The organism is Pseudomonas sp. K5002, from assembly GCF_013386655.1.
GTDB lineage: Bacteria > Pseudomonadota > Gammaproteobacteria > Pseudomonadales > Pseudomonadaceae > Aquipseudomonas.
Window position 1 is genome coordinate 1 of the sequence record NZ_JACARK010000485.1, and the last position, 12,976, is coordinate 12,976.

Here is a 12,976-nt window from a genome sequence, read left to right on the forward strand (position 1 = left end):
CAGTCGAATTACGCGGCGATGGCACACCGGTGCTCGATTATCAGGTTTCGCCCTACGCCTGGGACGGCCTGCGCCGGGCATTCCACAGCATGGCGGAGATTCAGTTTGCCGGCGGCGCCAAGTCGGTGATGCCGCTGCACGGCGATGCGCGCTACGTGAACACCTTGGCTGAAGCCCGCAGCATGATCGACGGGTTGAACCTCGAATTGCACCGAACCCGGCTCGGCAGCGCTCATGTAATGGGCGGTTGCGCGATGGGGGAAGAACCGAAAAACGCCGTGGCCGACAGCCTTGGGCGCCATCATCAACTGCGCAACTTGTCGATCCACGATGGCTCGCTATTCCCCACCAGCATTGGCGCTAACCCGCAGTTATCGGTGTATGGATTGACGGCGCAACTGGCGACGGCATTGGCCGAACGTCTGAAAACGGCCTGAAAAAACCGGGTATTCGCGGTGTCTATAGTGCTTTCTTCTGAATAAGTTGACTTGGCCGACCGGGATGGCTGCGATACCATCCGGTTCCCCAACGGACTCCGCCAGGACGACGCGATGAACCGAGTGTTGTACCCAGGTACCTTCGACCCAATCACCAAGGGCCATGGCGATCTGGTCGAACGCGCCTCGCGCTTGTTCGACCATGTGATTATCGCGGTCGCTGCCAGCCCCAAGAAAAACCCGCTGTTTCCCCTGGAACAGCGCGTGGAGCTGGCCCGTGAGGTCACCAAGCATCTGCCCAACGTTGAAGTGGTCGGCTTCTCGACGCTGCTGGCGCACTTCGCCAAGGAACAGAACGCCAATGTGTTCCTGCGCGGCCTGCGGGCGGTGTCGGACTTCGAATACGAATTCCAGCTGGCCAACATGAACCGCCAACTGGCGCCGGACGTGGAAAGCCTGTTTCTTACGCCTTCGGAACGTTATTCGTTCATTTCCTCGACGTTGGTCCGGGAAATCGCGGCGTTGGGCGGGGATATCACCAAGTTCGTGCACCCGGCTGTGGCGGATGCTCTCACCCTGCGATTCAAGAAATAATCCCGGACTTTGGGCTTATTGTGGCGAGGGGCTTGTCTGTGGCGAGGGGGCTTGTCCCCCGTTGGGCTGCGAAGCAGCCCCAATAAAGACGCCGCGTAGTTTCAGGTAAAACCCGTTCGCCTGATTCGGGGCCGCTTCGCGCCCCAACGGGGGACAAGCCCCCTCACCACAGACAAGCCCCCTCGCCACAGGGGCGCCAATGCGGCACAATTGCGCGCATTAGTTTTCAGATGCCTTGGCTGACAGCCCTGGCAGGAGTTTCCATGTCCCTGATCATCACCGACGATTGCATCAACTGCGACGTCTGCGAACCCGAGTGCCCGAACGCTGCCATTTCCCAGGGTGAAGAGATCTATGTGATCGACCCCAACCTGTGCACCCAGTGTGTCGGCCACTACGACGAACCCCAGTGCCAGCAGGTTTGCCCGGTGGATTGCATTCCGCTGGACGAGGCTCATCCGGAAACGGAAGAGCAACTGATGGAGAAGTACCGGTTGATTACCGGCAAAGCCTAAGTCCCTTGGCGCTTCATTAAGCCCCTTCGCGAGCAAGCCCGCTCCCACATTCGACCGAGTTCCACCTTTGGAATGCAGTCGAATGTGGGAGCGGGCTTGCTCGCGAAGAGGCCATCAGCAGCACCACAAATCGTCAGCTCTGACACTTCGGGCAAAACACACTCGCCCGCTGCCCCAGCATCACGTTGCGCAACTCAGTCCCACAGACCTTGCACGCCTCGCCACCACGGCCATAGACGAACAATTCCTGCTGGAAATACCCCGGCTGCCCGTCGCCGCCGATAAAGTCCCGCAACGTGGTGCCGCCGCGCTCGATGGCCGCCGCCAGGATGCGTTTGATCTCAATCGCCAGCTTCAGGTAACGCCCACGGGAAATGCCCTTGGCTTCCCGGCGCGGATCAATCCCGGCGGCAAACAGCGCTTCCGTCGCATAGATATTGCCCACCCCCACCACCACCGCGTTGTCCATGATGAACGGCTTCACCGCCATCGAGCGTCCACGGGACAGCTGGAATAGCCGCTCGCCGTCGAACAGGTCGGTCAACGGCTCCGGCCCCAGGCGGATCAGCAGCTCGTGGTTCAGCGGGTCGAGGCTCCAGAGCATCGCGCCAAAGCGTCGCGGGTCGGTGTAGCGCAGGGCCAGGCCCGACTCCAGTTCTATATCCACATGCTCATGCTTGGCCGCCGGGCTGCCGGCTTCCACCAGGCGCAAATTGCCCGACATGCCCAAGTGGCTGATCAGCGTGCCGACCTCGGCATTGATCAACAAATACTTGGCCCGCCGCTCCACCAGCACGATGCGTTGCCCGGACAGCCGCACATCCAGGTCTTCCGGGATCGGCCAGCGCAGGCGCCGTTCCCGCACCACCACACGGCTGACCCGCTGGCCTTCCAGGTGCGGCGCTATTCCGCGCCGGGTGGTTTCGACTTCCGGTAACTCGGGCATGTGTACCTCTTGGAAAAAGGGTTAGTGCGCGCCCAGCTCGCGGATCGACAACTTCAAACTCTCGAAGTCGTAGTCCGACAGGCCGATATGGTCCAGCACCAGCGGGCCGATGGCGTTCCACTCATGGTCATCCACCTGGTTGCCCAGCACGCGGTACGACGCACAAATGTGCTCGGCCATTTTCAGGATCGCCAGCAGGTTTTTCAGCTGCGGCTTATGGTTGGACTCGTCGCTGAAAATCGCCAGGGCATTGTGGTGATTGGCGATGGCATCGGTCACATGTTCCGGCAGGCGCCAGGATTTGGCGGTGTAGTAACCCACCACGGCATGGTTGGTGTTGAACGCCTGGTTCTCGGTGTCGACCACACGGCACTCCGGGCCGGCGTTGGCATAGGCCTCTTCCAGCACACTCATGTAGTTCGGGAAACGCTTGAGCATCAACGGCACGCCGCAATCGTGGAACAGCCCCAATGCGTAGGCTTCATCGACCGCCTGGCTGCCGGTGCGCTTGGCCAGGGCCAGGCAGGTCATGGCCACGTCCTGGGCGGTGTCCCAGAAACGGTTGAGGGTGACGATCGTGTCGTCGCTCATCTCGCCCTTGATCGACTGCGCGTTGATCAGGTTGACGATGGAGCGGCTGCCCAGCAGGTTCACCGCGCGCTGTATCGAGACGATCTTGTTGCTCAGACCGTAATACGGCGAATTGACGATCTTCAGCAGCGAGCCGGAGAGGCCCGGGTCCTGGGCGATCAACCGGGCGATCACTTCCAGGTCCGGATCGGGCATGTACTGCTCCATCTGCAAATCCACCATGATTTGCGGTTGAGGCGGCACACTGATGCCTTGGAGGCTCTGTTGGATCTGTTCGGCGGATAGCTCTTGGGACATAGGGGGCACACTCTGGACTAGGCGGCGATTCTAACCTTTATGGCAACCAGGCTGACACCTCAAAAACCCGAACTGAAACCGGACCGAATGTGGGAGCGGGCTTGCTCGCGAAAGCGGTGTGTCAGCCACCGAATGGGTTTACTGATCCTCCGCTTTCGCGAGCAAGCCCGCTCCCACATGTCCGGCGGCGCCGCCAAGTACTGCACAACACGGTATACTCCCGCTCTTTTTTCCGGAGCGACGTCATGTCCCTGCCAAGCCTGCGTCTCAAAGCCAACGCTGATCGTCGTTTGCGCAACGGCCACCTGTGGGTCTACAGCAACGAAATCGATGTGGCCGCCACACCTCTTCACGGCTTCCAGGCAGGCGACCAGGCGATCCTGGAAGCAGCCGGCGGCAAGACCCTCGGCATCGTGGCCATGAGCCCGAACAACCTGATCTGCGCCCGCCTGCTGTCCCGCGACATCAAGTTGCCGCTGGACAAGTCGCTGCTGGTGCACCGCATCAACGTCGCCCTGTCCCTGCGTGACCGCCTGTTCGACAAGCCGTTCTACCGCCTGGTGTACGGCGATTCCGACTTGTTGCCAGGCCTGGTGGTCGACCGTTTCGGCGACATCCTGGTGGTGCAGATCGCTTCGGCGACCATGGAAGCCCACAAGGAAGACGTGATTGCCGCACTGACCCAAGTGCTCAAGCCAAGCGGCATCCTGTTCAAGAACGACTCCGCCGCGCGTGATGCCGAAGGCCTCAACCGCTACGTCGAAACCGTGTTCGGCCTGGTGCCGGAGTGGGTTGCCCTCGAAGAAAACGGCGTGAAGTTCGAAGCGCCGGTGATCCAGGGCCAGAAGACCGGCTGGTTCTACGACCACCGCATGAACCGCGCCCGCATGGCCCCGTATGCCAAAGGCAAACGCGTACTCGACCTGTACAGCTACATCGGCGGCTGGGGCGTGCAAGCGGCCGCCTTCGGTGCCAGTGAAGTGTTCTGCGTCGACGCCTCCGCCTTCGCCCTCGACGGCGTGGAGCGCAACGCGGCACTGAACGGCGTTGCCGAGAAAATGACCTGCATCGAAGGCGACGTGTTCGAAGCCCTCAAAGAGCTGAAAGCCAGCGAAGAGCGTTTCGACGTGATCGTCGCCGACCCGCCTGCCTTCATCAAGCGCAAGAAAGACATGAAGAACGGCGAAGGCGCCTACCGCCGCCTGAACGAGCAAGCCATGCGCCTGCTCAGCAAGGACGGCATCCTGGTCAGCGCTTCGTGCTCGATGCACTTGCCGGAAGACGACCTGCAAAACATCCTGCTGACCAGCGCCCGTCACCTGGATCGCAATATCCAGATGCTGGAACGCGGCGGCCAGGGCCCGGACCACCCGGTGCACCCGGCGATTGCCGAGACCCGGTATATCAAGAGCATTACTTGCCGGTTGTTGCCGAATAGCTAACGCCCAATTGGAACCGGATCAACTGTAGGAGCGAGCTTGCTCGCGAAAGACGAATAGACAACACGGGCTACCTGATAGCGCTGCGTTATCGTTGACGTTCTTCGCGAGCAAGCTCGCTCCTACAGCGGCAACACACACCATCATGGGCTTGGCCTCCCACAACACTTTTGATTGAATTCCCCGTTTCGCAGACTAGTATCGGTTTCTGGTTTTACTCCGGAAAATAAAAACAATGTCTGAGTCCTCTTATTCGCCACCCCATGGCGACGTAAAACGCCAACAACGCTCGCGCTTCATCCTCATCACCTGCATCTCGCTGATCAGCTTCTTCCCGATCAATATCCTGCTGCCCTCCTTTCCAGCCCTGGCCGCGAAGTTCGATACCTCAACTGCTGAGGTCGCCTTATCCATCAGCCTGTTCACTCTGGTTTTTGCGATTTCCCAACTGATCGCCGGCCCGCTTTCAGATAAATTCGGGCGCAAGGAAGTGCTGCTGGGGTGCATCGTGGTTTCCACCCTAGGCTCGATCGGCTGCGCACTGGCGGCGAATTACCCGAGTTTCCTGCTGTTTCGCGCCGTCCAGGCCATCGGCTGTGGCTTTTTTGTACTCGGCCATGCGCTGGTTGAAGACCTTTTCGAAGAGCAGGATCGCGCCCGCATCCGCATCTACTACATGACCCTGAGCGGATCGTTCGTTGCGCTGTCGCCGCTGCTCGGCTCCTGGCTGCAAACCACATTTGATTGGCAGGGCAGCTTTTATGGATTTGCGGTGATGGCGCTGGGCATGTTTATCCATGCCTGGCTGATATTGCCGTCCAAGGCGGCCAGCCCTGAAAGAGCCCCTGTTTCGATCATCGCCACGCTGAAATCCATCGCAAGCAACCGGGACTTCATCCGTTACTGGTGGATCGCCGCGTTGGTATTCGCGTGTTACTTCGCCTTGATCAGCGTGACACCGCTGATTTTCATGGATGAGTTGAAGCTGTCCGAATACCAGTACGCGGTAGTGCTGATGGTGTATGGCGTTGCCTACCTGCTGGGCGGCGTTGCAGCAACTGCACTGCAGAAACATATCTCCCTCACGCGACAAATCAACCTCGGGCTGGGCCTGCTGGGGATCGCAGGCGTATTGCTGACGCTGGTGATCAGCTATGAGGCCATGACCACCATCACCCTGCTGATCCCGATGCTGATCAGCGCCCTGGCCGTGACCCTGGTTCGCCCCGCCGCGATTTCCGCGGCCATGTTGCTGTTCTCCAGCAGCGCCGGCACCGCCGCGTCGGCCGGCAACAGCATCATGTTCATCACCGCCGCCGTCAGCAGCGCCGCCCTCGCCCAAGCCGGAGACAACTTGCTGATGACCATCGCCATCAGCTTCATCGTGCTCAGCGTTTGGGGCGTAGTGACGAACATCAGAGTCGGACGCTAACGCTCTCCCACTCCCACTCCCACTGTAGGAGCGAGCTTGCTCGCGAAAAACATATAGGCGACACGGGCCACCTGATAGCGCTGCGTTATCGTTGACGTTCTTCGCGAGCAAGCTCGCTCCTACAGAAGGCATGACATATTCAGAACCAGTGTTTAAACGCCAATAGACACTGTTGCCTCCTACCGTCTCTCTTCTACCCACACGAAGAGGACGAAGGAATGTCCACCCAGCAAAACGCCCATCGGCTGCGTACAGGCCGCTATTCGGAATCCGGCCGCATTTACCTGCTCACCGCCGTCACCCATCAACGACAGCTGGTCTTCCAGGACTGGCGCATTGGTCGCCTGCTTGTTCGCGAATTCAGAAAGGCTCAGGACGACGGCGAGGCGACCTCACTGGCCTGGGTCGTGATGCCGGACCATTTCCATTGGCTGGTGGAATTGCACAACGGCGATTTGCCGAGACTGATGCGGATTACCAAGTCGCGAAGTGCCCACGCCATTAACAAAGCGAGGAGTTGCCACGGGACACTTTGGCAAAAGGGCTACTTTGATCGGGCGCTACGCCGGGAAGATGACCTGAAAGCAACAGCTCGATACATCGTCGCCAATCCATTAAGAGCAGGGCTGGTTGAGCGTATCGGCGACTATCCGCTCTGGGACGCCATGTGGCTGTGAAATACGCAACCCTGTAGGAGCGAGCTTGCTCGCGAAAAACCAACAGACGACACGGACCACCTGATAGCGCTGCGTTACCGTTGACGTTTTTCGCGAGCAAGCTCGCTCCTACAGGTAGACGGCCATTCCCTCCGGCCGCCAGCGGTGTAGAATCGGACCTATTCATCGCCAGTCATCCCCCGGCGGGTTTATGAGCTCGAGGCCCAAGCAAGCGGCGATCCCGCGACGCGAGTGGCAACTTCCGGACACACGGCCATTTTTCGGGTGTTCCAGTCGTCAATTAGAAGCTCACTCCCCTTTAGTACTTGATTAGCCGCCCGGAGTGCTCCAATGCCTGATTACCGCTCGAAAACATCCACCCACGGCCGCAACATGGCCGGCGCCCGCGCACTGTGGCGCGCCACGGGGATGAAAGATGACGACTTCAAGAAGCCGATCATCGCGATTGCCAACTCGTTCACCCAGTTCGTACCCGGCCACGTCCACCTCAAGGACCTGGGCCAACTGGTCGCCCGCGAGATCGAACGCGCCAGCGGTGTAGCGAAAGAATTCAACACCATCGCCGTGGATGACGGCATCGCCATGGGCCATGACGGCATGCTGTATTCCCTGCCGAGCCGCGAGATCATCGCCGACTCCGTGGAATACATGGTCAACGCCCACTGCGCCGACGCCATCGTGTGCATCTCCAACTGCGACAAGATCACCCCCGGCATGCTGATGGCCGCCCTGCGCCTGAACATCCCGGTGATCTTCGTCTCCGGCGGCCCGATGGAAGCCGGCAAGACCAAGCTCGCCTCCCACGGCCTCGACCTGGTGGACGCCATGGTCATCGCCGCCGATTCCAGCGCTTCTGACGAGAAGGTTGCGGAATACGAGCGCAGCGCCTGCCCTACCTGCGGTTCGTGCTCCGGCATGTTCACCGCCAACTCGATGAACTGCCTGGTGGAAGCCCTGGGCCTGGCGTTGCCGGGCAACGGCTCGACACTGGCCACCCACAGCGACCGCGAGCAGCTGTTCCTGCAGGCCGGCCGCACCATTGTCGAGCTGTGCAAGCGTTACTACACCGAGAACGATGAGTCGGTGTTGCCGCGCAACATCGCCAATTTCAAGGCGTTCGAAAACGCCATGACCCTGGACATCGCCATGGGCGGTTCCACCAACACCATCCTGCACTTGCTGGCCGCCGCCCAGGAAGCCGAGATCGACTTCGACCTGCGGGACATCGACCGCCTGTCCCGCCACGTGCCGCAACTGTGCAAAGTCGCGCCGAACATCCAGAAGTACCACATGGAAGACGTGCACCGTGCCGGCGGGATCTTCTCGATCCTCGGCTCCCTGGCCCGTGGCGGCCTGTTGCACACCGACCTGCCGACCGTGCACAGCAAATCCATCGCCGAAGGCATCGCCAAGTGGGACATCACCCAAACCACTGACGAAGCCGTGCATCACTTCTTCAAGGCCGGCCCGGCCGGCATCCCGACGCAGACCGCGTTCAGCCAGTCGACCCGTTGGGAAACCCTCGACGACGACCGTGAAAACGGCTGCATCCGCAGTGTCGAGCATGCCTATTCGAAAGAGGGCGGCCTGGCCGTGCTGTACGGCAACATCGCGCTGGATGGCTGCGTGGTGAAAACTGCCGGTGTCGACGAGTCGATCCACGTGTTCGAAGGCCGCGCCAAGATCTACGAAAGCCAGGACAGCTCGGTACGCGGCATCCTCGCTGACGAAGTGAAGGAAGGCGACATCGTCATCATCCGTTACGAAGGCCCGAAAGGCGGCCCGGGCATGCAAGAGATGCTGTACCCGACGTCGTACCTGAAATCCAAGGGCCTGGGCAAAGCCTGCGCCTTGCTGACCGACGGCCGCTTCTCGGGCGGTACTTCGGGCCTGTCCATCGGCCACGCTTCGCCGGAAGCTGCTGCGGGCGGCGCCATCGGCCTGGTACAGGATGGCGACAAGGTGCTGATCGACATTCCGAACCGCTCGATCAACCTGTTGATCAGCGATGAAGAACTGGCGGCACGCCGGGTCGAGCAGGACAAGAAAGGCTGGAAGCCGGTGGAGAAGCGTCCGCGCAAAGTCACCACCGCCTTGAAGGCTTATGCCCTGCTGGCCACCAGTGCCGACAAAGGTGCTGTGCGTAACAAGGCGATGCTTGACGGTCTGTAAACCTCGCCCATAAAAATGCCCCGCCATGTGCGGGGCATTTTTTTGTCTGGAGATAATTCCCCAAACAAAGAAGATCAACTGTGGGAGCGGGCTTGCTCGCGAATTGCGGTGTGCCAGTTACTGAATAAGCTGGCTGATCCACCGCCTTCGCGAGCAAGCCCGCTCCCACATTTTTGACCGAGTCCAGCCGTACTTACTGAATCTCGTCCGGCTTGACGATCACCCAGTTTTTATCCGCCGTCACCGGCAACCCTTCCTTGGCCTGGGCCGCAGCGTGCTTGGCCATCATGCCGTTGAGCTGGGTCATGTATTTGTCTTTACGGTTGATCCACAGGTGGATGCCGCCCTTGGCCACGTCCACGTCATGGAACAGCATGTAGCCGTCACTGGTCGGCGTGTCGCCACCGACGATCACCGGTTTTTTCCACTCGTCGATATAGGTCAGGATCGCCGCGTGCTTGCCGGCCATCCAGGTGGCCGGGGTCCACAGGTACGGGGTCAGCTCCAGGCCGAGGTTGGCCTTCTCGTCATACTTGCCGGCGGCAATCTGCTTGCGGGCGGTGGTCAGCTCGCCGGTCTTGCGGTCCTTGAGCAAGGTGCTCACGCCGATGACATTCTCGGGTTTGACGTTGTAGCCGTACTTCGGATCGGCCGCGACCATGCGCACCAACTCTTCGGACGCGGCGGTCATCACGTAGACCTCGATGCCGTTTTCCATCAGCTTGTTGAACAGCTCAGCTTGGCCGGTGAAGACCTTCGGCGGCTGCACTTCCATGTTCTTGACCACGTCACCGTCGTAATAGGTGACCGGCACCGGCTTGCCTGACGCCATCATCTCGTCGACGTAGCCCTTGAGTTCCTTGAGGGTGAAGCCGGAGAAAATCTGCGCCACCCACGGGTAGCAGACCATGTCGTCGACTTCGCAGAGGCGGTAGTAGTAGCTGAAGAGGCTTTCCTTGTGGTCGGCGGTGTCTTTGAACGGGATCAGCTTCAGGGAGGGGTCCATGGTGTCGCGGGTGATCAGGCCCTTGTTTTCCAGGTACGGCAGCAACGACTCTTCAAGGTCGTAGCGGTAACTGGTGTTGTCCATGTCGAACACCGCGAAGTTGCCCTTGTTGGCATTGGCGGCAATCATCGTGTCCAGTTGCTTGGCGGCAGCCGCCGGCCAATGTTTCAACTCGGTGGCGGCAAAGGCCTGGCTCGCGAGGCCCAGGCACAGCGCGGCGGCAAACAGTTTCGGCGCTAGCTTCATGTGCGTTTTCTCCCTGAGTGAAAGACATCGACGCTAACAAATCTGTATGACAGTTATCGCCCGAGCGCGACCGCTTTCGTCTTGATCGCGCCAATGCCATACGCCTGCGCGTCATTCGCTTATTCCAAAAACGACAGTCGCCATGCGATAACGTTATTAAATCAATATATTTCAAGCTGTTAGGCTTGCCGGTTCGCAATCGCAGGCTCCTGCGATTGGCTGCCTTCTCAACGGAGCTTCAATGAATCTGCCCCTGATTCTCAACTTACTGGTGTTCGTGGCCTTGCTGCTGGGCCTGGCACAAACCCGCCGAACCAACTGGAGCCTCGCCAAGAAGGTGTTGTTTGCGTTGGTACTCGGCGTGATCTTCGGTGTGGTGCTGCACGCGATCTACGGTGCCGGCAACCCGGTACTCAAGGCCTCGATCGGCTGGTTCGACCTGGTCGGCAACGGTTACGTGCAGTTGCTGCAAATGATCGTGATCCCGCTGGTGTTCGCCTCGATCCTCAGCGCCGTGGCCCGCCTGCATAACGCCTCGTCCCTGGGCAAGATCAGCTTCCTGACCATCGGCACGCTGCTGTTCACCACGGCAATCGCGGCGCTGATCGGTATCGGCCTGACCAACCTGTTCGGCCTCACCGCCGAAGGCCTGGTGGCCGGCACCCAGGAAATGGCGCGCCTGCAAGTGATCCAGAGTGATTACGCGGGCAAGGTCGCCGACCTGAATATCCCGCAACTGCTGCTGTCGTTCATCCCGCAGAACCCGTTCGCCGACCTGGCCCGGGCCAAGCCGACGTCGATCATCAGTGTGGTGATCTTCGCTGCATTCCTTGGGGTTGCCGCGCTGCAACTGCTCAAGGATGACGTGGAAAAAGGCCAGAAAGTCCTCAACGCCATCGACACCCTGCAAGCCTGGGTGATGCGCCTGGTGCGCCTGGTGATGAAACTGACCCCCTACGGCGTATTGGCGCTGATGACCAAAGTGGTCGCCAGTTCCAACCTGCAAGACATCATTAAGCTCGGCAGTTTTGTGGTGGTGTCGTACCTGGCCCTGGGCCTGATGTTTGTGGTGCATGGCCTGCTGCTGTCGCTGGCCGGGATCAACCCGCTGCGGTTCTTCCGCAAGGTCTGGCCGGTACTGACGTTTGCCTTCACCAGCCGCTCCAGCGCCGCGAGCATCCCGCTGAGCATTGAAGCGCAGACCCGTCGCTTGGGGATTCCGCAGTCCATCGCCGGTTTTGCCGCCTCGTTTGGCGCAACAATTGGCCAGAACGGTTGTGCCGGCCTTTATCCGGCGATGCTGGCGGTGATGGTTGCGCCGACCGTGGGTATCAACCCGCTGGACCCGCTGTGGATCGCAACACTGGTGGCGATTGTGACCTTGAGTTCGGCCGGTGTGGCGGGCGTGGGTGGCGGTGCGACGTTTGCCGCGCTGATCGTGCTGCCGGCGATGGGCTTGCCGGTGTCACTGGTGGCGCTGCTGATTTCGGTTGAGCCGCTGATCGACATGGGCCGTACCGCGTTGAACGTGAACGGTTCGATGACGGCGGGGGCGATTACCAGCCAGATCATGCAGCAGACGGATAAAGAGCTGCTCAATGCCGATGAGCATGCGGAACTGGCGCAGGCCTGACAGACCGCTATCGCAGGCAAGCCAGCTCCCACATTGAACCGGTTTTTTCAGTAATACTCGGTCAACTGTGGGAGCTGGCTTGCCTGCGATGCTCTTAGGCTTTTTCCCAGACTTCGAAGTTGTACGCCGGCTTGTCACCCTCAGCCGGATTCTCGACATTCGACACCAGCTTCCACTGGTTCAAATCAAACTCGGGAAACCACGCATCCCCGTCCGGGCTCAACGCCACCCGCGTCAAATACAGACGATCCGCCTGCTCCAGCCCCTGGGCATACAACTGCGCGCCGCCGATCAGCATCAGCTCATCCACGCCCTGCGCCTTGGCCCATTCCTCAGCCCGCTCCACGGCCGCGTCCAGTGACGGAAAAACTTCCGCACCTTCCAGCGCCAGCTCGGTCTGACGGCTGACCACAATGTTCAACCGGCCCGGCAACGGTCGCCCCAGGGAATCCCAGGTCTTGCGCCCCATGATGATCGGCTTGCCCAAGGTGGTGGCCTTGAAATATTTGAAATCCCCCGGCAAATGCCAGGGCATGCTGTTGTCGACGCCGATCACACGGTTTTCACCGAGGGCTGCGATCAGGCTTAAAGGGAGAGTTTTTTTCATGGCGACGAGAATACCAGAGCCGCGCGCGGCATACCCCAACCGGCGTTCCAGCGGTTATGCTCCAGATTCACTGGCTCAACAGGACGGCGCGTGACAGCTCTGACCCCCCTGCAAACACTCTGGCTGACCGAGACCGTGCGCCTGCGCGAGGAACACGCGGGCGCCCTGGAAGACCAGGAAGCCAATCGCCTGGCCCGCAGCACCGGCGGCGACCTGCCCACGCGCATTCAAAACCGTGCGCTGTGGCTGGCCGAACGCGATGGCCTGACCGCCGCCCTGACCCGCTGGCTGCAAGGTGCGCGCCTGGCGCTGATCCTTCTGGCGGTAGTCGCCATTATCAGCGGCGCCGGCCTGGCGTTTGCCGCGCTGGGCAACGGGTTGGCG

12 protein-coding genes and 1 pseudogene are annotated in these 12,976 nt (G+C 60.4%); 9 read left to right on the plus strand and 4 right to left on the minus strand.

Translation table 11 applies throughout. The features are described from left to right. The 3 genes from HX846_RS21210 to HX846_RS21220 form a co-directional block, all read left to right on the plus strand. Positions 1 to 437, plus strand: a 437-nt coding sequence (locus HX846_RS21210; protein WP_218645459.1) for a GMC family oxidoreductase, incomplete at its 5' end; no start/stop codon positions are given. A 114-nt stretch (positions 438 to 551) separates the two neighbouring features. Next, complete coding sequence (gene coaD / locus HX846_RS21215) at positions 552 to 1,031, plus strand: pantetheine-phosphate adenylyltransferase (protein WP_003176711.1); 480 nt, start codon at positions 552 to 554, stop codon at positions 1,029 to 1,031. Between the two features lie 263 nt (positions 1,032 to 1,294). Beyond that, on the plus strand, positions 1,295 to 1,546 hold the full coding sequence (locus HX846_RS21220) for a YfhL family 4Fe-4S dicluster ferredoxin (RefSeq protein WP_003213796.1): 252 nt from the start codon (positions 1,295 to 1,297) through the stop codon (positions 1,544 to 1,546). A gap of 133 nt (positions 1,547 to 1,679) precedes the next feature. Here HX846_RS21220 and mutM read toward each other — a convergent pair whose 3' ends face one another. Next, complete coding sequence (gene mutM, locus HX846_RS21225) at positions 1,680 to 2,492, minus strand: bifunctional DNA-formamidopyrimidine glycosylase/DNA-(apurinic or apyrimidinic site) lyase (RefSeq protein ID WP_008438968.1); 813 nt, start codon at positions 2,490 to 2,492, stop codon at positions 1,680 to 1,682. Between the two features lie 21 nt (positions 2,493 to 2,513). Then, positions 2,514 to 3,326 carry an HDOD domain-containing protein gene (locus HX846_RS21230; protein WP_173882995.1) on the minus strand — a complete coding sequence of 271 codons (813 nt, stop codon included), beginning with the start codon at positions 3,324 to 3,326 and terminating at the stop codon, positions 2,514 to 2,516. 299 nt (positions 3,327 to 3,625) lie between these two features. Here HX846_RS21230 and HX846_RS21235 point away from each other — a divergent pair, with 299 nt between their 5' ends. The 4 genes from HX846_RS21235 to ilvD all read left to right on the plus strand — a co-directional run bounded on the left by HX846_RS21235 (position 3,626) and on the right by ilvD (position 9,100). Further along, positions 3,626 to 4,822 (plus strand): class I SAM-dependent rRNA methyltransferase, encoded by a 1,197-nt coding sequence (locus HX846_RS21235; RefSeq protein ID WP_178966048.1) that lies wholly within the window; start codon positions 3,626 to 3,628, stop codon positions 4,820 to 4,822. Positions 4,823 to 5,054: 232 nt separating this feature from the next. Then, positions 5,055 to 6,251: an MFS transporter gene (locus HX846_RS21240; protein ID WP_003213800.1), complete on the plus strand. Its 1,197-nt coding sequence runs from the start codon at positions 5,055 to 5,057 to the stop codon at positions 6,249 to 6,251. A 218-nt stretch (positions 6,252 to 6,469) separates the two neighbouring features. Beyond that, the gene (locus HX846_RS21245; RefSeq protein ID WP_178966049.1) at positions 6,470 to 6,928 is read left to right on the plus strand and encodes a transposase; all 459 of its coding nucleotides are present in this window, start codon (positions 6,470 to 6,472) and stop codon (positions 6,926 to 6,928) included. A gap of 330 nt (positions 6,929 to 7,258) precedes the next feature. Next, positions 7,259 to 9,100, plus strand: coding sequence for a dihydroxy-acid dehydratase (gene ilvD, locus HX846_RS21250; RefSeq protein WP_178966050.1), 1,842 nt, complete (start codon positions 7,259 to 7,261; stop codon positions 9,098 to 9,100). Positions 9,101 to 9,293: 193 nt separating this feature from the next. Here the strand turns inward: ilvD and HX846_RS21255 are convergent, their stop codons facing one another. Next, positions 9,294 to 10,352 carry a phosphorylcholine phosphatase gene (locus HX846_RS21255; protein WP_003213803.1) on the minus strand — a complete coding sequence of 353 codons (1,059 nt, stop codon included), beginning with the start codon at positions 10,350 to 10,352 and terminating at the stop codon, positions 9,294 to 9,296. 241 nt (positions 10,353 to 10,593) lie between these two features. On the opposite strand from HX846_RS21255, the gene HX846_RS21260 reads away from it, so the two are divergent. Next, on the plus strand, positions 10,594 to 11,985 hold the full coding sequence (locus HX846_RS21260; protein WP_003213804.1) for an L-cystine transporter: 1,392 nt from the start codon (positions 10,594 to 10,596) through the stop codon (positions 11,983 to 11,985). A gap of 94 nt (positions 11,986 to 12,079) precedes the next feature. On the opposite strand, the gene HX846_RS21265 is transcribed toward HX846_RS21260, so the two are convergent. Further along, the gene (locus HX846_RS21265; RefSeq protein WP_178966051.1) at positions 12,080 to 12,592 is read right to left on the minus strand and encodes a dihydrofolate reductase; all 513 of its coding nucleotides are present in this window, start codon (positions 12,590 to 12,592) and stop codon (positions 12,080 to 12,082) included. Positions 12,593 to 12,682: 90 nt separating this feature from the next. Between HX846_RS21265 and HX846_RS21270 the strand changes: the two are divergent. After that, positions 12,683 to 12,976, plus strand: a pseudogene (locus HX846_RS21270) (DUF2868 domain-containing protein); the annotation flags it as partial.